General features: G+C 67.6%; 24 protein-coding genes and 1 pseudogene. 19 read left to right on the top strand and 6 right to left on the bottom strand.

From position 1 onward, the window contains the following. The first annotated feature begins 38 nt into the window (after window positions 1-38). Window positions 39-2,006, top strand: coding sequence for a penicillin-binding protein 2 (gene mrdA / locus ACMGEZ_RS16310; protein WP_436823314.1), 1,968 nt, complete (start codon window positions 39-41; stop codon window positions 2,004-2,006). Window positions 2,007-2,331: 325 nt separating this feature from the next. Here the strand turns inward: mrdA and ACMGEZ_RS16305 are convergent, their stop codons facing one another. Then, window positions 2,332-3,966: a GMC family oxidoreductase gene (locus ACMGEZ_RS16305; RefSeq protein WP_436823526.1), complete on the bottom strand. Its 1,635-nt coding sequence runs from the start codon at window positions 3,964-3,966 to the stop codon at window positions 2,332-2,334. A gap of 218 nt (window positions 3,967-4,184) precedes the next feature. Here ACMGEZ_RS16305 and ACMGEZ_RS16300 point away from each other — a divergent pair, with 218 nt between their 5' ends. The 5 genes from ACMGEZ_RS16300 to ACMGEZ_RS16280 are packed head-to-tail and all read left to right on the top strand — an operon-like array spanning window position 4,185 to window position 8,369. Continuing rightward, window positions 4,185-5,354, top strand: coding sequence for an MlaE family ABC transporter permease (locus tag ACMGEZ_RS16300; RefSeq protein WP_436823313.1), 1,170 nt, complete (start codon window positions 4,185-4,187; stop codon window positions 5,352-5,354). Next, the gene (locus tag ACMGEZ_RS16295; protein ID WP_436823312.1) at window positions 5,351-6,208 is read left to right on the top strand and encodes an ABC transporter ATP-binding protein; all 858 of its coding nucleotides are present in this window, start codon (window positions 5,351-5,353) and stop codon (window positions 6,206-6,208) included. The genes ACMGEZ_RS16300 and ACMGEZ_RS16295 overlap by 4 nt, the downstream gene beginning before the upstream one ends. Before the next feature lie 5 nt (window positions 6,209-6,213). After that, window positions 6,214-7,191: an MlaD family protein gene (locus ACMGEZ_RS16290; protein ID WP_436823311.1), complete on the top strand. Its 978-nt coding sequence runs from the start codon at window positions 6,214-6,216 to the stop codon at window positions 7,189-7,191. Window positions 7,192-7,202: 11 nt separating this feature from the next. Then, entirely contained in the window at window positions 7,203-7,892 is a 690-nt protein-coding gene (locus ACMGEZ_RS16285) for an ABC-type transport auxiliary lipoprotein family protein (RefSeq protein WP_436823310.1), read from the top strand. A 12-nt stretch (window positions 7,893-7,904) separates the two neighbouring features. After that, entirely contained in the window at window positions 7,905-8,369 is a 465-nt protein-coding gene (locus ACMGEZ_RS16280; RefSeq protein WP_436823309.1) for a metallophosphoesterase family protein, read from the top strand. 4 nt (window positions 8,370-8,373) lie between these two features. On the opposite strand, the gene ACMGEZ_RS16275 is transcribed toward ACMGEZ_RS16280, so the two are convergent. Together ACMGEZ_RS16275 and ACMGEZ_RS16270 are read right to left on the bottom strand one after the other, a co-directional pair. Beyond that, entirely contained in the window at window positions 8,374-9,015 is a 642-nt protein-coding gene (locus ACMGEZ_RS16275; RefSeq protein ID WP_436823525.1) for a MarC family protein, read from the bottom strand. A gap of 15 nt (window positions 9,016-9,030) precedes the next feature. Further along, the gene (locus ACMGEZ_RS16270) at window positions 9,031-9,777 is read right to left on the bottom strand and encodes an SDR family oxidoreductase (protein ID WP_436823308.1); all 747 of its coding nucleotides are present in this window, start codon (window positions 9,775-9,777) and stop codon (window positions 9,031-9,033) included. Window positions 9,778-9,850: 73 nt separating this feature from the next. On the opposite strand from ACMGEZ_RS16270, the gene ACMGEZ_RS16265 reads away from it, so the two are divergent. Genes ACMGEZ_RS16265 through ACMGEZ_RS16255 form a run of 3 tightly spaced genes read left to right on the top strand, consistent with a single transcriptional unit; the run spans window position 9,851 to window position 12,076 of the window. After that, window positions 9,851-10,453 (top strand): 2-hydroxychromene-2-carboxylate isomerase, encoded by a 603-nt coding sequence (locus ACMGEZ_RS16265; RefSeq protein ID WP_436823307.1) that lies wholly within the window; start codon window positions 9,851-9,853, stop codon window positions 10,451-10,453. A gap of 34 nt (window positions 10,454-10,487) precedes the next feature. Then, the gene (locus tag ACMGEZ_RS16260; protein WP_436823306.1) at window positions 10,488-11,171 is read left to right on the top strand and encodes a dienelactone hydrolase family protein; all 684 of its coding nucleotides are present in this window, start codon (window positions 10,488-10,490) and stop codon (window positions 11,169-11,171) included. 29 nt (window positions 11,172-11,200) lie between these two features. Continuing rightward, window positions 11,201-12,076, top strand: a complete 876-nt coding sequence (locus tag ACMGEZ_RS16255; RefSeq protein WP_436823305.1) for an amidohydrolase family protein — start codon at window positions 11,201-11,203, stop codon at window positions 12,074-12,076. A 21-nt stretch (window positions 12,077-12,097) separates the two neighbouring features. Here ACMGEZ_RS16255 and ACMGEZ_RS16250 read toward each other — a convergent pair whose 3' ends face one another. Then, on the bottom strand, window positions 12,098-13,084 hold the full coding sequence (locus ACMGEZ_RS16250) for a LysR family transcriptional regulator (RefSeq protein WP_436823304.1): 987 nt from the start codon (window positions 13,082-13,084) through the stop codon (window positions 12,098-12,100). A gap of 234 nt (window positions 13,085-13,318) precedes the next feature. Here ACMGEZ_RS16250 and ACMGEZ_RS16245 point away from each other — a divergent pair, with 234 nt between their 5' ends. Next, a complete protein-coding gene (locus tag ACMGEZ_RS16245) occupies window positions 13,319-13,687 on the top strand; it encodes a DUF4148 domain-containing protein (RefSeq protein WP_436823303.1) in 369 nt (122 codons plus the stop codon). A gap of 64 nt (window positions 13,688-13,751) precedes the next feature. Here ACMGEZ_RS16245 and ACMGEZ_RS16240 read toward each other — a convergent pair whose 3' ends face one another. Together ACMGEZ_RS16240 and hemB are read right to left on the bottom strand one after the other, a co-directional pair. Then, complete coding sequence (locus tag ACMGEZ_RS16240; protein ID WP_436823302.1) at window positions 13,752-14,885, bottom strand: magnesium transporter CorA family protein; 1,134 nt, start codon at window positions 14,883-14,885, stop codon at window positions 13,752-13,754. A 43-nt stretch (window positions 14,886-14,928) separates the two neighbouring features. Then, complete coding sequence (gene hemB / locus ACMGEZ_RS16235; RefSeq protein ID WP_436823301.1) at window positions 14,929-15,933, bottom strand: porphobilinogen synthase; 1,005 nt, start codon at window positions 15,931-15,933, stop codon at window positions 14,929-14,931. Between the two features lie 305 nt (window positions 15,934-16,238). Between hemB and ACMGEZ_RS16230 the strand changes: the two genes are divergently transcribed. The 9 genes and pseudogenes from ACMGEZ_RS16230 to ACMGEZ_RS16190 form a co-directional block, all read left to right on the top strand. Next, complete coding sequence (locus tag ACMGEZ_RS16230; RefSeq protein ID WP_436823300.1) at window positions 16,239-16,667, top strand: CopD family protein; 429 nt, start codon at window positions 16,239-16,241, stop codon at window positions 16,665-16,667. A gap of 3 nt (window positions 16,668-16,670) precedes the next feature. Continuing rightward, the gene (locus tag ACMGEZ_RS16225) at window positions 16,671-17,783 is read left to right on the top strand and encodes a VanZ family protein (protein ID WP_436823299.1); all 1,113 of its coding nucleotides are present in this window, start codon (window positions 16,671-16,673) and stop codon (window positions 17,781-17,783) included. A gap of 45 nt (window positions 17,784-17,828) precedes the next feature. Then, window positions 17,829-18,182: a (2Fe-2S) ferredoxin domain-containing protein gene (locus tag ACMGEZ_RS16220; RefSeq protein ID WP_436823298.1), complete on the top strand. Its 354-nt coding sequence runs from the start codon at window positions 17,829-17,831 to the stop codon at window positions 18,180-18,182. A gap of 5 nt (window positions 18,183-18,187) precedes the next feature. Beyond that, on the top strand, window positions 18,188-18,820 hold the full coding sequence (locus ACMGEZ_RS16215) for an alpha/beta hydrolase (protein ID WP_436823297.1): 633 nt from the start codon (window positions 18,188-18,190) through the stop codon (window positions 18,818-18,820). 23 nt (window positions 18,821-18,843) lie between these two features. Continuing rightward, window positions 18,844-20,013, top strand: a complete 1,170-nt coding sequence (locus ACMGEZ_RS16210; protein WP_436823296.1) for a D-alanyl-D-alanine carboxypeptidase family protein — start codon at window positions 18,844-18,846, stop codon at window positions 20,011-20,013. Window positions 20,014-20,272: 259 nt separating this feature from the next. Beyond that, window positions 20,273-20,650, top strand: coding sequence for a 30S ribosomal protein S12 (gene rpsL, locus ACMGEZ_RS16205; RefSeq protein ID WP_028249584.1), 378 nt, complete (start codon window positions 20,273-20,275; stop codon window positions 20,648-20,650). 145 nt (window positions 20,651-20,795) lie between these two features. Beyond that, window positions 20,796-21,269, top strand: coding sequence for a 30S ribosomal protein S7 (gene rpsG / locus ACMGEZ_RS16200; RefSeq protein ID WP_028249583.1), 474 nt, complete (start codon window positions 20,796-20,798; stop codon window positions 21,267-21,269). Between the two features lie 84 nt (window positions 21,270-21,353). Then, entirely contained in the window at window positions 21,354-23,453 is a 2,100-nt protein-coding gene (gene fusA, locus ACMGEZ_RS16195) for an elongation factor G (protein ID WP_436823295.1), read from the top strand. 151 nt (window positions 23,454-23,604) lie between these two features. After that, window positions 23,605-23,678, top strand: a pseudogene (locus tag ACMGEZ_RS16190) (GTP-binding protein); the annotation flags it as partial.

The raw sequence follows: 23,678 nt of genomic DNA, 5'->3' as shown, positions 1-23,678 counted from the left end.
TTGCCCCGCGGCCGCCGGCAGCGTAGGCTTCGCGCGCCATGACCGAACTGCGCAACGTCGCCGCCGATCTCGCACGCTTCAGGCGTCGCGTGCTGGTGATCGGCCTGGTCGTGCTGGTGGCTTTCGGGCTGCTGTGCGCGCGGCTCTTCTTCCTGCAGGTGGTGCGCCACGACGACCTGGCGGAGCAGGCCGAGAGCAACCGCACGGCGGTGGTGCCGGTGGTGCCGAACCGCGGCCTCATCCTCGACCGCAACGGCATCGTGCTGGCCTCCAACTACTCGGCGTACACGCTGGAGATCACGCCTTCCAAGGTCGACAGCCTGGAGGAGACCATCGACAGCCTGGGCGAGGTGGTGGAGGTCTCGCACCGCGACCGCCGCCGTTTCAAGCGCCTGCGCGAAGACTCGCGCAGCTTCGACTCGATCCCGATCCGCACCCGCCTGAGCGACGAGGAAGTCGCCCGCTTCGCGGCCCAGCGCTATCGCTTTCCGGGCGTCGAGATCAAGGCGCGGCTGTTCCGCAACTATCCCAACGGCGAGCTCGCCGCCCACGTGCTCGGCTACATCGGCCGCATCAACCAGCGCGAGAAGGCGGCGATGGAGGAGTGGAGCGAGGAAGACCAGGCCAATTACAAGGGCACCGACTACATCGGCAAGCTGGGCATCGAGCAGAGCTACGAAAAGACGCTGCACGGCCAGACCGGTGTCGAGCAGATGGAAACCTCGGCCGGCGGCCGCGCGGTGCGCCGCCTGGGCAGCCATCCGGCGACGCCCGGCAACACGGTCCAGCTCTCGCTGGACATCAAGCTCCAGAAGCTGGTGGAGGACATGTTCGGCGAGCGCCGCGGCGCCCTGGTGGCGATCGACCCCAGCAACGGCGAGGTCCTGGCCTTCGTCTCCAAGCCCACCTTCGACCCGAACCTGTTCGTCGAGGGCATCGACAGCGAGAGCTGGCAGGCGCTCAACGAGTCGATCGACAAGCCGCTGCTGAACCGGGCGCTGCGCGGCACCTATCCACCGGGCTCCACCTACAAGCCTTTCATGGCGATGGCCGCGCTGCAGCTCAACAAGCGTGCACCCAACGTGGTGGTCAGCGATCCTGGCTTCTACACCTTCGGCGGCCACACCTTTCGAAGCCACGAGGGCGGGTTGGGCGGCGTGGACATGCACCGCGCCATCCAGATGTCGAGCAACACCTACTTCTATTCGCTCGCCGTCGAGATGGGCGTGGACGCCATCCACGACTTCATGAAGCCGCTGGGCTTCGGCCAGATCACCGGCATCGACCTGCAGGGCGAGGTGCGCGGCCTGCTGCCCAGCACCAGCTGGAAGCGCGAGGCCTACAAGCGTCCCGAGATGAAGAAGTGGTACCCGGGCGAGACCGTCTCGCTGGGCATCGGCCAGGGCTACAACAGCTTCACCATGCTGCAGCTCGCGGTGGCCCAGGCCACGCTGGCCAACGGCGGCATCAGGCACCGCCCGCACGTGGTGAAGGCCATCAAGGACACGGTCACCGGTGAGGTCACCGAACTCCCGCAGCCGCCCGGCGAGAACCTCGGCTACCAGCCCAAGCATGTGGACGTGGTGCGCAACGCGCTGGTGGCGGTGAACAAGGGCGGCACCGGCACGCGCGTCTTCGCCGGCGCGCCCTACAGCTCGGCCGGCAAGACCGGCACCGCACAGGCGGTGGCATGGGGCCAGAACACGAAGTACAACGCCAAGGCGCTGGAGGAGCACCAGCGCGACCACTCGCTGTTCGCGGCCTTCGCCCCGGCCGAAGCGCCGAAGATCGCGGTCGCGATCATCGTGGAGAACGCCGGCTTCGGCGCCGCGGCGGCGGCGCCCATCGTGCGCCGCGTGTTCGACTACTGGCTGGCCGACCAGTACCCCAATGAGCAGGACCTGGCGGCGGTGCAGGCTGGCAAGGCCGCCGCGCCGTTGGGCAAGCCGCGGGTGGCGAGCGAGATGCCCTGGCCTATCGTCAGCGGCGCAGCAACGGCGCCCTGAACATTCTCCTTTCGGCGGCGGCCCCAGATGGAGGCGCTCTGCTCGCTTGTTGGTGCGGGCGCGCGGCCGATGCCGAACCGGCGTTGATCGATCGCAAAAGAAAAAGGCGCCGACCAGCGGCGCCTTGTCAAAAAGCCGGCATCTCGTGCGGATGCCTTGTCTGAAGCCTGTTCTAGTTCTTCTCCTAGTTGTCTCCTCGGTCCCCCGCGCTGCGGGCAGGCCCGTTTGCGAGTGGCGAGACTTTAGGCGGACGCACCGTGCCAGTGCATCGGGGATTACCCGCCACTGCGCAACAACTCGAAACAAGAAGCGCCACCCGGGGCACTCAGCTGCCATCCGTCTCGCGAATCCAGCTGGCGGCCTTCTCCGCGATCATCAGCGTGGGGCTGTTGGTGTTGCCGCTGGTGATCGTGGGCATCGCGCCGGCATCGACCACCCGCAGGCCCGCAATGCCGCGCACCCGCAGCCGCGAATCCAGCACGGCCATCGGATCGCCGTCGGCACCCATCCGCGTGGTGCCCACCGGATGGAAGATGGTGGTCGCGATGTCGCCGGCCAGCCGGGCCAGTTCCTCGTCGCTCTGGTACTCGGGGCCGGGCCTCCATTCCTCCGGGCGGTACTTCGCCAGCGCGGGCTGCGCCACGATGCGGCGCGTCACCCGCAGCGAGTCGGCGGCCACCTTGCGGTCTTCCTCGGTGCTCAGGTAGCAGGGGGCGATCGCCGGCGCATCCGAGAAGCGATGGCTCTTGATCTGCACCGTGCCGCGGCTGGTCGGGTTCAGGTTGCACACGCTCGCGGTGAAGGCAGGGAAGCTGTGCAGCGGCTCGCCGAATGCATCGAGCGAGAGCGGCTGCACGTGGTATTCGAGGTTCGGCCATGCGTGTTCGGGCCCGCTGCGGGTGAAGGCGCCGAGCTGCGAGGGGGCCATGCTCATCGGACCGCTGCGCTTCATCAGGTACTCGAAGCCGATCTTCGCCTTGCCGTAGTAGGAGGAAGCCAGCACATTGAGCGTGGCGGCGTCCTTGACCTTGTAGACCGCGCGGATCTGCAGATGGTCCTGCAGGTTGGCGCCGACGCCCGGCGCGTCGAGCGCGACTTCGATGCCATGCCGGCGCAGCAGCTCGGCCGGCCCGATGCCCGAGAGCTGCAGGAGCTGGGGCGAGCCGATGCTGCCGGCGCACAGGATCACCTCGCGCGTCGCGTGGGCCAAGACCATCTCGTGGCCGTCCCAGACCTGCACGCCGCTGCAATGCCGCCGGCCGTCGGCTGCGGTATCGAGCAGCAGGCGGGAGACCTGCGCACCGGTCCACAGCTCGAAATTGGGGCGGCCGTAGCAGGTGGGCCGCAGGAAGGCCTTGGCGGTGTTCCAGCGCCAGCCGTTCTTCTGGTTGACCTGGAAATAGCCCACGCCTTCGTTGTTGCCGCGGTTGAAGTCGGTCGAATGCGGGATGCCGGCCTGCTGCGCGGCCTCGGCGAAGGCGTCCAGGATGTCCCAGCGCAGGCGCTGGCGCTCGACCCGCCACTCGCCGCCGACGCCGTGCATCTCGTCGGGGCCCAGGTAGTAGTCCTCGTGCTGCTTGAAGGCGGGCAGCACCTGGTCCCAGCGCCAGGCGTCGTCGCCGGTGATCTGCGCCCATTGGTCGTAGTCGCGTGACTGGCCGCGCATGTAGATCATGCCGTTGATGGAGGAGGAGCCGCCCAGCGTCTTGCCACGCGGATAGCGCAGCGTGCGGCCGTTGAGGCCGGCGTCCGGCTCGGTCGTGTAGAGCCAGTCGGTGCGCGGGTTGCCGATGCAGTAGAGGTAGCCCACCGGGATGTGGATCCAGTGGTAGTCGTCCTTGCGGCCGGCCTCGATCAGCAGCACGCGGCGGTTCCTGTCGGCGCTCAGGCGGTTGGCCATCAGGGCCCCGGCGGTGCCGGCGCCGACGATGATGTAGTCGAAGGTGGTGTCGTCGCTCATGCCTGGGCCTGTCTCGATCTCGATCTCGTTGTCGTTGTCGTTGTCGTTGTCGTTGTGGTCCGGCTTGCCCGCTGCGGGCCGCGGGCCGGATCGGCATTGTGTCAAAGGCCCGGGCATTGCGCGACTGCCTACGCCCGGGCGCGGCGAAAGGGTGGGGAGCTGTCAAGTGCGGCGGTTACGATGTCGCGATCTCCGTTCTGCAGAAGCGCCCACCCTCCATGTCGACTGTCCCGCTGCCGACCGCCGCCGCGCAAGACGCCGATAGCGTGCGTCCCCGCGTCGAGCAGCGCGAGGAGGCTGGCGCCCGCTGGGCGGTCGCCAGCGGCTGCTGGACCGCGCTGGCGATGTCCTCCCGGACCAGCTGGGAAGCGCTCGAGAAGAGCCTCAAGGGCACGCCCGCGCAGGACGGCCGGGCCTGGGACCTGCGCCCCATCGATCAGCTCGACCACATCGGCGCCCAGCTGTTGTGGAACCACTGGCAGCACCAATGGCCGGCGCGGCTGGAGATGGAGCCGCAGCACAAGGCGGTGCTCGACCAGGTCGCGCAGTACACCTGCCGCGCGCCGGCCGAGCCGGGCAAGACCCTGGCCGAGCGCCTGCGCGACTTCGCCCACATCGGCCCCCGCACCCTGTTCGTCGCGCGCGACTTCCTGCGCCTGATCGGGCAGCTCACCCTCGACATCGGCAAGCTCCTGCGCGCACCGCACCGCGCGCCCTGGCGCGATTTCTCGGGCCACCTCTACCACTTCGGCGCCACCGCGCTGCCGATCACCGCGCTGGTGGGCCTGCTGATCGGCGTGGTGCTGGCCTACCTGACCTCGCAGCAGCTGCGCCAGTACGGGGGCGAGGCCTTCATCGTCAACATCCTCGGGCTGTCGCTGATCCGGGAGCTGGGCCCGGTGCTGGCGGCGGTGCTGATCGCCGGCCGCTCGGGCTCGGCCATCACCGCGCAGATCGGTGTGATGCGCGTGACCGAGGAACTCGACGCGATGCGCGTGATGGGGATCCCGCACGGCTTTCGCCTGGTCATGCCGCGGGTGCTGGCGCTCGCCATCGCGATGCCGCTGATCAGCATGTGGACCTCGATGGCGGCGCTGTTCGGGGGCATGATCGCGGCCGATCTCACGCTGGACATCGGGCCGGCCTATTTCATGACGGCGCTGCCGCGCGCGGTGCCGCTGACCAACCTGTGGCTGGCGATGGGCAAGTCGGCTGTTTTCGGCGTGATGATCGCGCTGATCGCCTGCTACTTCGGCATGAAGGTCAAGCCCAACACCGAGAGCCTGGGCCGCGGCACCACATCTTCCGTCGTGGCCTCGATCACCGTCGTGATCCTGGTCGATGCGCTGTTCGCGGTGCTGTTCAAGGGCGTGGGGTTCAGGGCATGAGCAACGGGAACAACGCCGGCGAAACACCCGCGGTCGTCGAGATCCGCAAGCTCTGGACTGTCTTCGAGTCGCCGGACGGCGACCAGGTGGTGCACCGCGACCTCGACCTGACGATCTACCGCGGCGAGGTGCTGTCGCTGGTGGGCGGCTCGGGGACCGGCAAGACCGTGCTGCTGCGCCAGATCCTCGGCCTGGAGCATCCCGACAAGGGCGAGGTCTCGGTGCTCGGTCATCCGCCCGGGCGGTTGAGCGCGACCGGGGCCGCCAACGTCGGCATGCTGTTCCAGCACGGCGCCCTGTTCTCGGCCTTCAGCGTGCTCGACAACATCGCGTTCCCGCTGCGCGAGCTCAAGCTGCTGCCGGATGACCTGATCCGCGATGCCGCACTCGTCAAGCTGCAGATGGTCGGCCTCGAGCCGCAGCACGCCACCAAGAGCCCGTCGGACCTCTCCGGCGGCATGATCAAGCGGGTGGCGCTGGCGCGGGCGCTGATCATGGATCCGCCGCTGCTCCTGCTGGACGAGCCTACCGCGGGGCTGGATCCCGAGAGCGCCGACGGCTTCTGCGACCTGCTGCGCGGCCTGCACCGCGAATTGGGGCTCACGGTGGTCATGGTCACGCACGACCTCGACACGCTGTTCGACCTGAGCACCCGCATTGCCGTGCTGGCCGACCAGCGCGTGATCGTCGCGGGCACGGCGCGCGACGTGATCGCCTATCCGCATCCCTTCATCCACGAGTATTTCCTCGGCGGCCGCGGCCAGCGCGCCATGGAGGCCCTGCACGAAGGCGCGCCCTCGGCGCTCGTCGCGGGGCGCACCGGCGCGGGCGCGGTCCCATCCACTGAAAGGTAGCTGCCATGGAAAACAAGGCCCATGCCATCGCCGCCGGTGCCTTCGTGCTCGGCCTGGTCGCTGCGCTGATCGCGCTGGTGCTCTGGCTCACGCGCGACAACACGGTGCGCAACGTCTACGAGCTGTCCACGCGCGACGCCGTCAGCGGCCTGCAGCCGCAGGCCATGGTGCGCTACCGCGGCATTGCGGTCGGCAAGGTGACGTCGATCGACTTCGATCCGAAGGTCAGGGGCAATGTGCGGGTGCGCATCACGGTCGACCAGCGGGTGCCGCTCACCACCTCGAGCTATGCCACCCTGGCCTACCAGGGCGTGACCGGCCTGGCCTTCATCGCACTGGACGACAAGGGCGAATCGCAGACGGCGCTGGCGCCCGACAACGACGACCCGCCGCGCATCCCGCTCAGGCCCTCGGTGCTGGCCCAGCTGCAGGACCGCGGCGAAGCGATCATCGGCCAGATCGAGGAGGTGACCAAGCGTGCCAACGTCCTGCTGGGCGACCCCAACCAGAAGCGCATCGCCGACGCGCTGGAGAGCATCGCGCAGGCCACGGCCAGTGCCAACCAGCTCACGCGCTCGCTCGACAACACGGTCAAGAACGGGCTCAACCCGGCGCTGGCGGCGTTGCCGCCGCTGATCGAGCGGACCAAGGACACGATGGGCACGGTGAAGACGGCAGCCTCCGACGTCTCGCGCGTGGCCAACAACGCGAACACCACGGTGACCCGCCTGAACGCCAAGGATGGGCCGGTCGAGCGCCTGAGCGAGGGCACCCGGGCGCTGGCGCAGGCGGTCGACTCCTTCAACGCCGCCACCCTGCCGCGCGTGAACCGCGTGGCCGACGACACCTCGCGCGCCGTGCGCCGGCTGGGCCGGACGGCCGACAGCATCAACGACAACCCGCAATCGCTGCTCTTCGGCAATGGCGGCGTGGTGGCGGGGCCGGGCGAGCCCGGCTTCTCCGCCCCGGCCGCGCGCCCCTGACCGTGACGAACATGAAGAACGACGCACACCTGCACACGCCTGCGCCCGCCCGGCGCCTTCCGAACCTTGCCGTGCTCGCCGCTGGCGCAGCGCTGCTCGTCGCGGGCTGTGGCGCGCTGCCCGACAAGCCTGCCCGCGCGACGCTCTACGACTTCGGGCCCAATCTCGCGGCGGCTGCGGTGGCCGCGCCGACATCGGCGAACCCTTCGGTGCTGCCGCCGATCGCGCTGGCCGAGATCGACGCCAGCACGCGCCTCGAAGGCACCCAGCTGCTCTACCGCCTGGGCTATGCCGACGCCAACGAGCTGCGGCCTTATGGCCAAGCGCGCTGGAGCCTGGCGCCGGCGCAGTTGCTGCACCAGCGGCTGCGCGACGCGTTGGCCGCGCGCCGCACCGTGCTGGGCCCGGAGGAAAGCGCAACGCTCTCACGGGCCGAGGGGCGGGTGCCGGACACGCTGCGGGTCTCGCTCGACGAATTCAGCCACTACTTCGAGTCGCCCGCCACGAGCGTGGGCCTGGTGCGGCTGCGCGCCACGCTGATCCGCGGCGGCAGCGGCGGCGACCGCGTGCTGGCGCAGCGCAGCTTTGCAGTGCAGCGGCCGGCGCCGAGCGCCGACGCGGCCGGCGGGGTCAAGGGCCTGGCGGCGGCGAGCGATGCCGCGGTGGCCGAGCTCGTAGCTTGGGTCGAGCAACTGCGCTGAGGCAGGCCGGCCATGTACCGCATCGGCCTGATCTCCGACACGCACGGGCTGCTGCGGCCCGAGGCGCTGGCCTTCCTGCGGGGCTGCGAGCACATCGTGCACGGCGGCGACATCGGGGATCCGCGCATCCTCGAGCAGTTGGCGGCGCTTGCGCCGGTGACGGCGGTGCGCGGCAACAACGACCGGGATGGCTGGGCCGACAGCGTGCCCGACACGGCGCGCGTGGAGCTGCAAGGGCTGCGGCTCTATGTGATCCACGATCTCGCCGAGCTGGCGATCGATCCGGCCGCAGAGGGGGTGCGCGTGGTGGTGAGCGGCCATTCGCACCGGCCCAAGGCCGAGGAGCGCGGGGGCGTCTGGTACGTCAACCCCGGAAGCGCGGGCCCGCCGCGCTTCCGGCTGCCGATCTCCGCGGCGGAACTGAAGCTGGACGACGGCATCGTCACGCCTCGCATCGTCGAGCTGGTGAAGCGCTGATCGCTCAGTGCGCCCGCGCCAGCGCCGGGAACAGCGTGGACAGCCCGTCGGCCATCACTTCGACGGCCAGCGCCGCGAGGATCAGGCCCATGAGGCGGGTCATCACGTTGATGCCGGTCTTGCCGAGCACGCGCGCGATCGGGTCGGCCAGGGAAAAGATGACGCCGGTCACCGCGCCGATCACCATGCCGTAGCCCACCAGCACCGCGAGCTCCCAGATGTGCTGAGTCTTGTCGGCGTAGATCACGACGGTCGACATCGTGGCCGGTCCAGTCAGCAGCGGGATGGTGAGCGGCACCACGGCGATCGATGCGCCCAGCGAGGCCTTGATCTCCGTGGCCCGGATTTCCTCCTGGCTGGTCTTCGCCTCCGCCGGCTGCGCGTTCAGCATGCTGAGCGAGCTGATCAGCAGCAGCATGCCGCCGCCGACCTGGAAGCTCGCGATCGAGATGCCGAAGAAGGACAGAAGCTGCAGCCCGAGCAGCGCGCTGATCGCGATCACCACGAAAGCGCTGAAGGCCGACACCCAGGCCGTTCGCTTGCGCTGCGCCTCGGTATAGCCCTGCGTGTAGTGGATGAAGAAGGGCACGATCGCCAGCGGGTTGACGATGGCCAGCAGCGTGATGAGCGGCTTGACCAGGTCCATGGCGGGGGTGGGCACTCAGCGTCCCCCGGTGATGTCCAGGAAGGTGCCGGTGACGTAGCTGGCCTCTTCGCTCAACAGCCACACGATGCCGGTGGCCACCTCCTGCGCACTGCCGGTGCGCTTCATCGGCACGGTGGAAGCGAGCTGGAAGGCGCGATCGGGCATGCCGCCGGAGGCATGGATCTCGGTGTCGATGAGGCCCGGGCGGACCGCGTTGACGCGGATGCCTTCCTCCGCGACCTCCTTGGCCAGGCCGATGGTGAAGCTCTCGATCGCGCCCTTGCTGGCCGCATAGTCGACATACTGGCCGGGCGAGCCCAGGCGCGCCGCGGCGCTGGAGAGGTTGACGATGGCGCCGCCGCTGCCGCCGTGTTTCGTGCTCATGCGGCGCACCGCCTCGCGCGCGCAGAGAAAGCTGCCGATCACGTTGACGCGAAACATGCGCTCGAGCCGCTCGACGCTCATGCCATCGACCCGCGCCTGCACGTCGACAACGCCGGCGTTGTTGACCAGCGCGCCGAGGCGGCCGAACTTGGCATCGAGCTTGTCGAACATCGCCTTCACCTGCGCCTCGTCGCCCACGTCGGCCTGCACGCTGATGGCGCGGCCGCCGCGCTCGCGGATGGTGCGAACCACCTCGTCGGCGGCCAGCGAATTGCTGGCATAGTTGACGGCCACCGCGAAGCCGCGCTGAGCCGCGAGCAGGGCGGTGGCGGCACCGATGCCGCGGCTGCCGCCCGTGATCAAGAGTACCTGGTCCAAATCCCGCCTCCTGCACGAAAGCCGTGCCTCAGTTAAAACCGATCGCGTCGATTACATCATCGAGGAGAGGCTTGTGACCCGCAGCGTCGACTACTACTTCACACCCCAGAGCCCCTGGACCTACCTGGGCCATGCGCGCTTCACCGCGCTTGCCAAGGCGGCCGGCGCCACCGTGCGCGTGCGACCCGTCGATTTCGGCGCCATCTTCCCCGTCTCCGGCGGCCTGCCGCTCGGCAAGCGTGCCCCGCAGCGCCAGGCCTACCGGCTGGTCGACCTGGCGCGCTTCTCGCGGCACCTGGACATCCCGCTCAACCCCACGCCGAAGTTCTTTCCGGTCGCGGGCGACGACGCCGCCAAGCTCATCATCGCGGTCGACCTGCACGACGGCTGCGAGGCCGCGATGAAGCTGTGCGGCGCGGTATTCGCCGCGGTGTGGGCCCAGGAGCGCAACATCGCGGACCCGAAGGTGCTGGAGGCGCTGGCCGCCGAATGCGGTCTGCCTGCCAAGCGCATCGAACAGTCGTTGAGCCAGACCGTGCAGGAGCGCTACGAGGACTACACGCAGCAGGCGATCGACGCCAAGGTCTTCGGCGCTCCCAGCTATGTGATCGACGGCGAGATCTTCTGGGGCCAGGACCGGCTGGATTTCGTCGCCCGCGCATTGAACGCGCATTGAACAGCAACCCCCTCACCAACACAGGAGCATGACCATGGGCCAGTTCATCGATCTCACCGCCAAGGATGGCTTCAGCTTTCCCGCCTACGTGGCAGAGCCCTCGGGCAAGCCGAAGGGCGCGGTGGTCGTCGTGCCGGAGATCTTCGGCGTCAACTCGCACATCCGCTCGGTGGCCGACGGCTACGCGGCCGACGGCTATCTTGCCGTCGCGCCCTCGACCTTCCACCGCGTCAAGCCCGGCGTCGAGCTCGGCTACAGCGAGGAGGACATGAAGGCCGGCTTCGCGCTCAAGACGGCCGTCGAGGCCCTGCCGGCGCCGGGCGTTCTGCAGGATCTGCAGGCAGCGGTCGAGTACGCGGCGCGTGGCGGCAAGGTCGGCATCGTCGGCTATTGCTGGGGCGGCCTCCTGACCTGGCGTGCCTCGGCCAAGGTGCAGGGCCTGTCGGCCGCGGTGCCCTACTACGGCGGCGGCATGACCACGCCCGAGGAAAGCGCGATCACGCCCAAGGTGCCGGTGCTGGCGCATTTCGGCAACAACGACCACTGGATTCCGCTCGACACCATCGAGGCCTTCAAGAAGGCGCACCCCGAAGTCGAGGTGCATGTCTATGAATCGGGCCACGGCTTCAACTGCGACCAGCGCGGCTCGTACAACGCCGAGGCCGCCAAGCTGGCGCGCGAGCGCACGCTGGCTTTCTTCGCCAAGCACCTCGGCTGATCGGGCAGGGCATGGGCCTGCGGCATTCGATGGCCATGGCGGCCGCCATGCTGGTGGCCACCGCGCTGTTCTCGACGGCGCACGCGGCGGACTACGCAGGTCCCTTGTTCGACACCCACCTGCACTACAACCAGGAAGCGTGGGACGGCAACGCCGGCCCCTACCCGCCGGCCCAGGCGCTGGCGCGGATGCAGCGCAATGGCGTGAAGGCGATCATCGCCAACTCGCGGCCGAATGCAGGCACGCAGACGCTGGCGGCGGCGCGCGAGACGCGCGAGGCCGGTGTCGCTGTGGTGCCCTTCGTGCGGCTCTACCGCAACCGCGACGACTACGGCAACTGGTTTCGCGACGAGAGCATCTACGACATGGTGCAGTCCGAGCTCGCCCGCGGCACCGCCAGCGGGCCGTACCGTGGGTTGGGCGAGTTCCACCTCTACGACAGCGCGAACGCCAACGGACCGGTGGCCCGCAAGCTGATCATGCTCGCCGAAGAGAAGAAGCTGGCCGTGCTTGCGCATGTGGACGATGTGGCCATCGATCTGCTGATGGCGCATGCGCCTTCCGGCGGGCAGTCGCTGCGGCTGATCTGGGCGCATACCGGCATCGGCGGGCCGCCGGTGCAGCGGGTGCAGGCGCTGCTGGAGCGCTATCCGCTGCTGATGGGCGAGCTCTCCTATCGGCCGGGCCTGACCTGCGAGGGCGGCACGCTCTGCCCCGAGTGGCGGGCCTTGATCCTCAAGTATCCCGGCCGCTTCCTGGTCGGCTCCGACACCTGGGTCAACCAGCGCTGGAGCGCCTACGACGAGATCATGGGCGGCTACCGCCGCTGGCTCGGCGAGCTGCCGCCGGAGGTGGCGCAGCGCATCGCCTGGGGCAACGCGGCTGGGCTGTTCGGGTTGCGCTGAGCGGCAGCCTTCGAGGGAGATTCAAGCCACCGCGACCGGCTGCCGCGCGCGCTTGGCTGCCTTGCCTGGCTCGACCGGCTCGACAACGGTGGAAGAGGGCGGCGGCACCAGCCCCGTCGGCTCCTGCATCTTCCCGTGCGTCTCGAGAAAGTCCAGCAGGGCTCGCATCGCTGCGCTGTTGTGGCGGCGCTGCGCGTAGGCCGCATAGAGCCACATGTCGCGCGGCATGTAGTCCTTGAGCACCGGCACCAGCGCGCCGCGCTCCACATGCGCCTGCGCCATCATCGCGGGCACGCAGATCGCGCCGAGGCCGGCGAGCGCGGCGGCGATCAGCGGCGCGGCATCGTTGGCGTCCATGCGGCTGTGCACCGGCACGGCATAGGGCTTGCCGTCGACCTCGAAGGGCAACTGCGGCGGGCCTTCGGTCAGCGAGTAGGTCAGCACATCATGGCGCCGCATGTCGTCGGGCTTCTTCGGCAGGCCGCGCCGGGACCAATAGGCTGGGCTCGCGCACAGCACCAGCTCCATCTGCCGCAGGCGCCGCACGATCAGGTTCTCGTCGCGGATTCGGCCCAGCCGCAAGGCGATGTCCACGCCTTCTTCCACCAGGTCGATCACGCGGTTGCTGAGGTGCAGACTCACGTGGACATCCGGGTAGGTCTTCATGAACTCGCCCAGCACGCTGGGGAAGGCGCTCTGGGCAAAACCGTGCGGCGCCGTGATGCGCAGGCGTCCTCGCGGATGCCCCGCATGTTCCTGCAGTTCGTTCTGCGTCAGCTCGATCATCTCGATCAGTGGCTTGCTGCGCTCCAGCAGCAATTGGCCGGCGTCCGTCAGGCTGACCGAGCGTGTGGAGCGATTGAGCAGCCGCACGCCGAAGCGCTCCTCCAGTTGCGCGACGTACTTGCTGACGGTGGCTTTCGAGGTGCCGAGCGCCTTGGCCGCACGGGAGAAGCTGCCGCGCTCGGCAACCTCGCGAAAGGCTTTCAGCAGGTCGAGGCCGTCCATTGAGCTTCCATTGTTTCAATCTCGTGAATGCGCCGGGTCGACGCGCCGGTTTTTGCATCCGCATTCTCGCCATGCGCCTAGCCGGAATCGCCGCCGGATTGTTTCGATTAGGGAAACGCCGTGTCTCCTTTCTAGGTATTTCCCCGGGGATGTTCGACAGCACACTCGCTCGCACAGGCCAGCCCTACTGCGAGCCTGGTTTTGAAGCCACCTCCGACGAATCAAGGACCTGACATGAAGACCTCTCACATACTCGCCGCCGCCGCACTCTCCCTTCTTGCCGCCGCCGGCGCGCACGCAGAAACCTACCATGGCGTGGCAGCGCCGGTCTCCGCAATGAGCCGCGCCGACGTCGAAGCAGAAGCCGCTCGCACGGCTGCCGCCCCCAACCAGAACGTGGTGCGCGGCTCGCGCGGCGCCGAGCCGTTCAAGTCGGTTGCCAACCCCGAGGCCGTGTACGCCCAAGCCGTCGCGACCGCCAACGCGCCGGACCAGAACGTGACCGGCGGCTCGCGCGTCAACAGCCGCGTGATCTCCACGATGCCGAACCGCGCCGACACGCTGCAGCAGGCACAGAAGCAGGGCGCGCCCGCGGCCAAGTAATCCGCCGGCTCCCAACAAAGACCGGGCAGCGCGCCAGTGCTGCCCGGTCTTTCTTTGTGTGCCGCTACCTGTTTCTCTCCAGATAGCGCTTGCGCCAGAACACGAGCACCAGCAGCAGTGCGATCGTGGCCATCGCCGCCATGGCAATCCAGAAGCCGCCGGCCTTGTGCACGAGCGGCACGAACTCGAAGTTCATGCCGAAGATTCCGGCAATGAGGTTCAGCGGCAGGAACACCGCGGTGAGCACGGTGAGCACCCGCATGATGTCGTTGGTGCGGTGGCTCTGCACGCTGAAGTGCAACTGCACCGCGGTCTCGGCGTTCTGCTCCAGCCGCCGGACGTGATGCACCACGCGCTGGATGTGCTCGAGCACGTCGCGGCTGCGCACCATGATCAGCTCGCGGTCGCGCGATTCGGCCGCGCTCTCGGGCTGGGGCAGGGTTTCGAGGGCGTCGATCCAGTCCTGCACCGCGCCGCGCTGGTCTTCGCAGATCTCGTCCAGATGATGGAGCGATTGCCGCGCCTGCATCAGCGCGCTCCAGTTCATGAAGCGGCTGCGGGGATCGATCAGCTCGGCCTGCCAATGGTCCAGCTGCCGGGTCAGGTCGCGGCGCAGATCCAGGTAGGTGTCGACGATCAGGTTGATGACGCGCAGCATCAGGTCGGCCGGACCGGTCGGCACGCGGGTGGAGACGGCGCGCACGTCGAGCGCGGGCGTCGCCGCGCCGCCGCGTGCGTCGGGCGCTGCCGCGTTCAGCAGGCGGGCCGCGAAGGCGTCGCGCACCGTGCCGTCTTCCGGGTGCACGGACAGCAGCACCCGGTCGAAGATGGCGAAGCCCACCGGCCGCGTGTCGATGCGCCGCAGCACCGGCGGCCCGCCGCGCGGCGGGCCGGCGTCTGCGCTTGCTGCGGCAAGGCCGTTGCTGGCGGCGAGCCGGCGAAACACCAGCACATCGTACTGCGACGTGAAGTCGTAGCGGGACGGCAACTGGTCGTTGAGAAGGTCTGCGACGTGGAGATCGACCAGGTGCGTGCCGCACAGGGACTGCAGGATGCCCTGCACCTCGGCGAGAGCGCCGCGGAGCTCATCGCGCGTGAGCGACAGCCAGAGATAGCCCGCGCAGGCGCCGGGCGCAGCCATCGGTGCCAGCGCGGGGTGCTCGGTGACGCGAGAGCCGCTGATCTCGAAGATGCGCATTCGTGCGGTGCTGTTGTTGTGCCGGCCCCCGGGTGGTCCCGGGCTAGCGCTTCTGCAGCAGCCGCGCGGCGTCGAGCGCGAAGTAGGTGAGTACGCCGTCGGCGCCGGCGCGCTTGAAGGCCAGCAGGCTCTCGAGCATCACCGCGTCGTGGTTCAGCCAGCCGTTCTGCGCCGCGGCCTTGAGCATGGCGTACTCGCCGCTGACCTGGTAGGCGAAGGTCGGCACGTGGAATTCGTCCTTCACCCGGCGCACGATGTCCAGGTAGGGCATGCCGGGCTTCACCATCACCATGTCGGCGCCTTCCGCGATGTCGATGGCGACCTCGCGCAGCGCCTCGTCGCTGTTGCCCGGGTCCATCTGGTAGACCTTCTTGTCGCTCTTGCCGAGGTTGGCGGCCGAGCCCACGGCGTCGCGGAAGGGACCGTAGAAGGCGCTCGCATACTTGGCGCTGTAGGCCATGATCCGGGTGTGGACCCGGCCAGCCGATTCGAGGGCGCCACGGATCGCGCCGATGCGGCCGTCCATCATGTCGCTGGGCGCCACGATGTCCACGCCGGCCTCGGCCTGCACCAGCGCCTGCCGGACCAGCACCTCGACGGTCGGGTCGTTGAGGATGTAGCCTGTTTCGTCGAGCAGGCCGTCCTGGCCGTGGCTGGTGTAGGGGTCCAGCGCGACGTCGGTCATCACGCCCAGTTCGGGGAAGCGCGACTTGAGCCCTGCGACCACGCGCGGGATCAGGCCCTCGGGGTTGAAGGCCTCGTCGCCGGCCGGCGTCTTCAGGCTGGCGTCGATCACCGGGAACAGCGCCATGACGGGAATGCCCAGCGAAAGGCATTGCTCGGCCACCGGCAGCAGCAGGTCCAGGCTGAGCCGCTCGACCCCGGGCATCGACGCCACGGCATCACGCCGCTTGTGCCCTTCCTGCACGAACACCGGATAAATCAGGTCATGAACGCTGAGCGTGTGCTCACGTACAAGATCGCGCGTGAAGGCGTCTCGGCGGAGCCGGCGCGGCCGGCCCGACGGGAAGGAGGCGTGGAGGGTCATGACGAAAATTGTGCCCCAAGTGCTTCCGAGCCACGGGGCAGGCCAGGATTGCTCCGTTTGGTAATACGTTAGAACTACCTAATCTGCAAAAAGTCGACAGAAAATTAGAACTCGCTTGATCGCACGTAATGCCTTTGCTAAATTCCGCGGTGGGCGGCTTGCCGCTCCCCGCTTTTCCTCCCTGAGCGGGTGCCTTGATGTGTGACAGCAAAAGGGCTTCCCAGCCCGGCGTTTTGGCGCCGGGCTTTTTTTTGCCCCGGCGATCGCCCCCCGTCTGCGAAAGAGGGCCCCACTAAACTGCCGGCATGCTCTGGGTCAAATCGCTGCACATCGTCTTCGTCGCCAGCTGGTTCGCGGGACTGTTCTATCTACCGCGCATCTTCGTGAACCTGGCCATGGTCGCGCCGGAGTCGGTGGCAGAGCGCGCCAGGCTGATCCTGATGGCGCGCAAGCTGTTCCGCTTCACCACCCTCCTGGCCGTCCCGGCGATCGGCTTCGGCCTCTGGCTCTGGTTGGGCTACGGCATCGGGCGCGGTCCGGGCAATGGCTGGATGCATGCAAAGCTGGCACTGGTCCTGGGGGTCATCGGCTACCACCACGGTTGCGGGGTGCTGCTGCGCAGGTTCGTGGCGGGCCAGGACCGGCGCAGCGAGCGCTGGTACCGCTGGTTCAACGAGGCGCCGGTGCTGTTGCTGCTGGCCATCGTGGTGCTGGTCGTGGTCAAGCCGTTCTGAGCGGTGGCCACGCAGCAACACAAGTCCGCAGCCCTGCCACTGGCGCTCGCCTATGCGGCGCTGATCGTCTACGCGAGCCTATACCCCTTCGCGGACTGGCGCGACCAGGGCATCGCCCCCTGGTCCTACCTGGCGGCGCCCTGGCCCAGGTACTGGACGGGGTTCGACTTCGGCGTCAACGTGGCCGGCTACATGCCGCTGGGCTTCCTGACGGCGCTTGCCGTGCTGCGCACGCAGCCCGGGATCGGGTCGGTGCGCGCGGTGCTGGCCGCGACGCTGATCGGCGCCGCCATCGCTTTCATCATGGAGACGCTGCAGAGCTACCTGCCGGCGCGCATTCCGTCCAACGTGGATCTGGGCCTCAACAGCCTGGGCGCGCTGGCGGGCGCGGTGCTGGCGGCGGCGCTCGAGCGTCTGGGCGCGGTGGCGCACTGGCACCGCACTCGTTCGAACTGGTTCGTCGAGGATTCGCGCGGCGCGCTGGTGCTGCTGGCGCTGTGGCCGTTGGCGCTGCTGTTTCCGGCGGCGGTCACTTTCGGGCTCGGCCAGGTGTTCGAGCGTCTCGAGGCGGCCATCTCCGAGTGGCTGCTGGACACGCCGTTCATCGACTGGATGCCCGTACGCCAGTTCGAACTGGAACCGCTGGTGCCGGGGGTCGAACTCCTGTGCGTCGCCCTGGGTGCACTCGTGCCCTGCCTGCTGGGCTTTCTGGTGACACGGTCCGTGGCGCGCCGGGCCATGCTGCTGCCACTGGTGCTGTTCAGCGGCGTGGCGGCCTCCGCGCTGTCGGCGGCCCTGAGCTATGGGCCCGAGCATGCCTGGGCATGGCTCAGCCTTCCGGTGCAGGTCGGCATCGCGGCGGCCTTCTTTCTGGGCGTGCTGCTGCTGCCCGCGCCGCGCCGCCTGTGCGCGGCGCTGCTGCTGGTCGCGCTCGTGGTGCATCTGAGCCTGCTCAACCAGGCACCCGAAAGCGCCTACTTCGCCCAAACCCTGGCGACCTGGGAGCAGGGGCGCTTCATTCGCTTCCACGGGCTGGCGCAGTGGCTGGGCTGGCTGTGGCCCTTCGCCACGCTGCTTTATGTGCTGGCGGCCTTGTCGCGCCGGGCGCGCCCCTAGGCCCTTTGCGGCGCACTGGCCGTGCACGCTCAATAGAATGAGCCGATGTCCACGTCCAGCACTGCGCCGCCGCGCGGCTACTACGGCCGCCACATCTTCTTCTGCCTGAACGAACGCAAGAACGGGGAGGATTCCTGCTCGAAGCACAACGCGCAGCAGGGCTTCGACCACTGCAAGGCGCGCGTCAAGGCAGCGGGGCTGGCGGGGCCCGGCAAGGTGCGGGTCAACAAGGCCGGTTGCCTCGACCGCTGCGCCGGCGGGCCCGTCGCGGTGGTCTACCCGGAAGCCGTCTGGTACACCTTCGTCGACGAGCAGGACATCGACGAAATCGTCGATTCGCACCTGCGCGACGGCGAGGTGGTCGAGCGCTTGCTTCTGCCGCCGGACGTAGGGCGTTGAAGGTCATGAATTCGCAAACGGAAAAGATTCGGCTCCAGGGCGCCACGGGCGCGATCGCTGCCTTGCGCGATGCCGCTGCCGGGGACGTTGCGCCGCGCGGCGTCGCCGTGATCGCGCATCCTCATCCGCTCTTCGGCGGCACTATGGACAACAAGGTGGTGCAGACGCTGGCGCGGGCCTTCGTCGCCTGCGGCTGGACCGCGGTGCGCTTCAATTTCCGCGGCGTTGGCGGCACCGAGGGCGTGCACGACGAGGGGCGCGGCGAGCGCGAGGACATGCTCCAGGTCATCGAACAGGTAGCGCCGGAGGGGCCGCTGGCCATCGCAGGTTTTTCCTTCGGGGCCTTCGTGGCGAGCCGCGCGGCCGAGCCGCTGTGGGCGCGGCGGGACATCCGCCAAATGGTGCTGGTGGGCACTGCCGCCGCCCGCTTCTCGGTGGCGACTCTGCCGGCCGAGGTGCACGAGCGCACGCTGGTCGTGCACGGCGAGCAGGACGACACCGTTCCGCTGGCTGCGGTGCTGGATTGGGCGCGGCCGCAGTCACTTCCTGTTACGGTCGTTCCCGGGGGCGGCCATTTCTTTCACGGACAATTGCCGCTGCTCAAAAGTCTGGTCGTTCGCCATCTGCGCGCGGGCTAGTGTTCGTCTCTCTTCGCATCTCCATGAATCGTCTTCTCGGCGCGCTGCGCGCCTTCGCAGCGGCCGCGGCCGCATCCTTCTGCCTGATCGCCGCGGCCCAGGTGCCGCAACCGCCGGAAGTCGCTGCGCGCAGCTACCTGCTGCTCGACGTGACTGCCAACCAGATGCTGGCGCAGAAAGACGTCGACACCCCCGTCGAGCCCGCCTCGCTCACCAAGCTGATGTCGGCCTACCTCGTCTTCGACGCGCTCAAGGCCAGGAAGATCACCCTGCAGCAGGCCCTGCCGGTCAGCACCCGCGCCTGGAAGATGCCCGGCTCGCGCATGTTCATCGACCCGAAGATGCAGGTGCCGGTCGAGGACCTGATCAAGGGCCTGATCGTGCAGTCGGGCAACGATGCCACTGTTGCACTGGCCGAGGGCGTGGGCGGCACGGTGGAGCATTTCGTCGAGCTCATGAACGACCAGGCCAAGGCGCTTGGCATGAAGAACACCAGCTACAGGAACCCCGAGGGCCTGACCGCACCGGGTCATACGACCACGGCGCGCGACCTGAGCATTCTCGCGATGCGGCTGATGCGCGACTTCCCCGAGTATGTGCACTACTACTCGATCAAGAAGTACCGCTACCCCGGCACCCCCTCGACCAACGACACCAACCGCAACCTGCTGCTGTTCCGCGACCCGACGGTCGACGGCCTCAAGACTGGCCATACCGATGCAGCGGGCTACTGCATGATCGTCACCTCCAAGCGCGACTTTCCCAACCTCGCCGGTGGCCGGCGCCTGCTGTCGATCGTGCTCGGGGCGGCCAGCGAGAATGCGCGCGCCAACGAATCGCAGAAGCTGCTGAACTGGGGCTATACCGCGTATGACGCGGTCCGCCTGTTCGACGCGAACCAGCCGGTTGCCACGCCGCCGGTCTGGAAGGGCAAGGAGAACACGGTCAAGCTCGGCCGCGCCGAGCCGATCGTGGTGGCGGTGCCGGCGGGCTCTGCAAGCAAGATCAAGACGCAAGTGGCGCGGCCCGATCCCCTGGTCGCCCCCTTCACCCGCAACCAGCCGATCGGTTCGCTCAAGATCACGCTGGCCGACCAGCCGGTCGCCGACGTCCCCCTGGTTGCGCTCGAGCCGGTGGAGCAGGCCGGCGTCCTGGGCCGCGCCTGGGACGCCATTCGCCTCTGGATCAAGTAGAGCTCGCCTGCGGCGCTCCCTTGCCGCGCAGCACGCCCGTTCGCTGGCGCCGCGGAACAGCTTCGCCGGCCCGGCTTCGCGGCTCGTTCGCCGCGACCTCGGTAGGAGCCAGCCCCCGAGGAGTGGGCGAGCCCGGAGGTGAGTGCTATACTCGCGGGCTTTTCGGAAATTTCCGAAGGGCTTCACGTTTTCGTCATCTCTCGGTTGCCTCATGTCACGGTGAGGGTTTCGACCGGGGTGTTTTGGGACTTATTCATTCATGCCAACCATCAATCAACTGGTGCGTCAGGGTCGCGAGGTCGAAAAGATCAAGTCGAAGAGCCCTGCCATGCAGAACTCGCCGCAACGACGCGGTGTCTGCACCCGGGTCTACACCACGACCCCCAAGAAGCCGAACTCGGCGCTGCGCAAGGTCGCCAAGGTGCGCCTGACCAACGGCTTCGAAGTCATTTCCTATATCGGCGGTGAAGGCCACAATCTCCAGGAGCACAGCGTGGTGCTGGTTCGTGGCGGTCGTGTCAAGGATCTGCCCGGTGTGCGCTACCACATCGTGCGTGGCTCGCTGGACCTGCAGGGCGTGAAGGATCGCAAGCAGTCGCGTTCCAAGTACGGCGCCAAGCGTCCCAAGAAGGCTTGAGCCTTCGAACATTCAATCGGTGTTCGGCGCGCCTGGCGGTGCATCGAACGAAGTGACCCACTGTCGGGTCGAGTAAGTGAGAACTCCCGTCGGTTCTCGCGGTGTCTCTGAAAGAGGCGCCAACTGAAGCAAAGAGGTTAGAGAAATGCCACGTCGTCGCGAAGTCCCCAAACGTGAAATCCTGCCGGATCCCAAGTACGGCAATGTCGAGCTGTCCAAATTCATGAACGTGATCATGGAAGGCGGCAAGAAGGCCGTGGCCGAGCGCATCATCTACGGTGCCCTCGACCAGATCGAGAAGAAGAACCCGGGCAAGGACCCGCTCGAGGCCTTCACCATGGCCATCAACAACGTCAAGCCGATGGTCGAAGTGAAGTCGCGTCGCGTCGGCGGCGCGAACTACCAGGTGCCTGTGGAAGTGCGCCCGGTGCGCCGCCTGGCGCTGTCGATGCGCTGGATCAAGGAAGCCGCCCGCAAGCGTGGCGAGAAGTCGATGGCCCTGCGCCTGGCCAACGAGCTCATGGAAGCCACGGAAGGCCGTGGCGGCGCCATGAAGAAGCGCGACGAAGTGCACCGCATGGCCGAGGCCAACAAGGCTTTCAGTCACTTCCGCTTCTAAGAAACCGCCCTCAACAAGAGCACTGGCTGGAAGCCCGACCCACCGTGTGGTGGGCGGGCTTTCATCCGTTAATGGAGTAATTTCATGTCCCGCAAGACCCCCATCGAGCGCTACCGCAACATCGGTATCTCTGCGCACATCGACGCCGGCAAGACGACCACGACCGAGCGCATCCTGTTCTACACCGGTGTGAATCACAAGATCGGTGAGGTGCACGACGGTGCCGCCACGATGGACTGGATGGAGCAGGAGCAAGAGCGCGGCATCACCATCACCTCGGCTGCCACCACTTGCTTCTGGAAGGGCATGGCGCAGAACTTCCCCGAGCACCGCATCAACATCATCGACACCCCCGGCCACGTGGACTTCACCATCGAGGTGGAGCGCTCCATGCGCGTGCTCGACGGCGCCGTGATGGTCTATGACGCCGTCGGTGGCGTTCAGCCCCAGTCGGAAACCGTTTGGCGCCAGGCCAACAAGTACAAGGTGCCCCGTCTTGCGTTCGTCAACAAGATGGACCGCACCGGCGCCAACTTTCTGCGCGTTCGCCAAATGATGATCGATCGCCTGAAGGCCAATCCGGTCGTGATCCAGATCCCGATCGGCGCCGAGGACAAGTTCCGCGGCGTCGTCGACCTCGTGAAGATGAAGGCCATCATCTGGGACGAGGACAAGGGCGTGACCTTCACCTATGGTGAGATCCCGGCCGACCTGGTCGATGTCTGCAACGAATACCACGAGAAGCTCGTGGAAGCCGCTGCCGAAGCCAGCGAAGAGCTGATGAACAAGTACCTCGAAGGCGAAACGCTGTCCGAGGAAGAGATCAAGAAGGCCATCCGCCAGCGCACCATCGCCGGCGAGATCCAGCCGATGCTGTGCGGCTCGGCCTTCAAGAACAAGGGCGTGCAGGCGATGCTCGACGCTGTCATCGAGTACATGCCCGCGCCGACCGACATTCCCCCGGTGGCCGGCACCGACGAAGACGATGCGCCGGTGGTGCGCAAGGCCGACGACGAAGAGAAGTTCTCGGCCCTCGCGTTCAAGCTGATGACCGACCCCTTCGTGGGCCAGCTGACCTTCGTGCGCGTGTACTCGGGCGTGCTGTCCAAGGGCGACAGCGTCTACAACCCGGTGCGCGGCAAGAAGGAGCGCATCGGCCGGATCGTGCAGATGCACGCCAACAACCGCGAGGAAGTAAGCGAGATCCGCGCCGGCGACATCGCCGCGTGCGTGGGCCTGAAGGAAGTGACTACGGGCGAAACCCTGTGCGATCCGAATGCCATCGTCACCCTCGAGCGCATGGTGTTCCCCGAGTCGGTGATCTCGCAGGCCGTCGAGCCCAAGACCAAGGCCGACCAGGAAAAGATGGGCATCGCCCTGCAGCGTCTCGCGCAGGAAGACCCGTCGTTCCGCGTCAAGACCGACGAGGAATCGGGCCAGACCATCATCTCGGGCATGGGCGAACTGCACCTCGAAATCATCGTGGACCGGATGAAGCGCGAGTTCGGTGTGGAAGCCAACGTGGGCAAGCCGCAAGTGGCCTACCGCGAAACCATCCGCAAGACCGTCGAGGAGGCTGAAGGCAAGTTCGTGCGCCAGTCGGGCGGCAAGGGCCAGTACGGCCATGTCGTGCTCAAGATCGAGCCGCAGGAAGCCGGCAAGGGCTTCGAGTTCGTCGACGCCATCAAGGGCGGCGTGGTGCCGCGCGAGTACATCCCGGCGGTCGAAAAGGGCGTGCAGGAAGCACTGACGCAAGGCGTGCTGGCCGGCTATCCGGTCGTGGACGTCAAGGTGACGCTGCACTTCGGTTCGTACCACGATGTGGACTCGAACGAAATGGCCTTCAAGATGGCCGCCATCTTCGGTTTCAAGGAAGGTGCCCGCAAGGCCAACCCCGTGATTCTCGAGCCAATGATGGCCGTGGAAGTCGAGACACCTGAAGAGTACGCCGGCAACGTGATGGGCGACCTGTCCTCCCGCCGCGGCATGGTCCAGGGCATGGAAGACATGGTCGGCGGCGGCAAGGCGATCAAGGCCGAAGTCCCGCTGTCGGAGATGTTCGGCTACTCGACGACGCTGCGCTCTATGTCCCAAGGCCGCGCCACCTACACGATGGAATTCAAGCAGTACGCGGAAGCTCCGCGAAACGTTGCCGAAGCCATCGTCGCTGCGCGCACCAAGTAAGCGTGCGCATCGAACGAGGGCGGCCCGGCCGTCCTTGTTCTTCCCAGTTCTGTCTGCGATCTTGTGCCCTTCGTTGCCCGTGGCGGAGGAATCAGCAACAAGGTGCAGACGTAAAACCAACACACGGGCCTGCTCTTTCAAGGATTGAAAAATGGCAAAAGGAAAATTCACCCGCACGAAGCCGCACGTGAACGTGGGCACGATCGGTCACGTGGACCACGGCAA

Source organism: Variovorax stachyos (assembly GCF_051400855.1).
Classification (GTDB): domain Bacteria; phylum Pseudomonadota; class Gammaproteobacteria; order Burkholderiales; family Burkholderiaceae_C; genus Variovorax.
The sequence above is the reverse complement of the archived record's forward strand: the minus strand, read 5'-3'. Positions and strand labels throughout refer to the sequence as shown.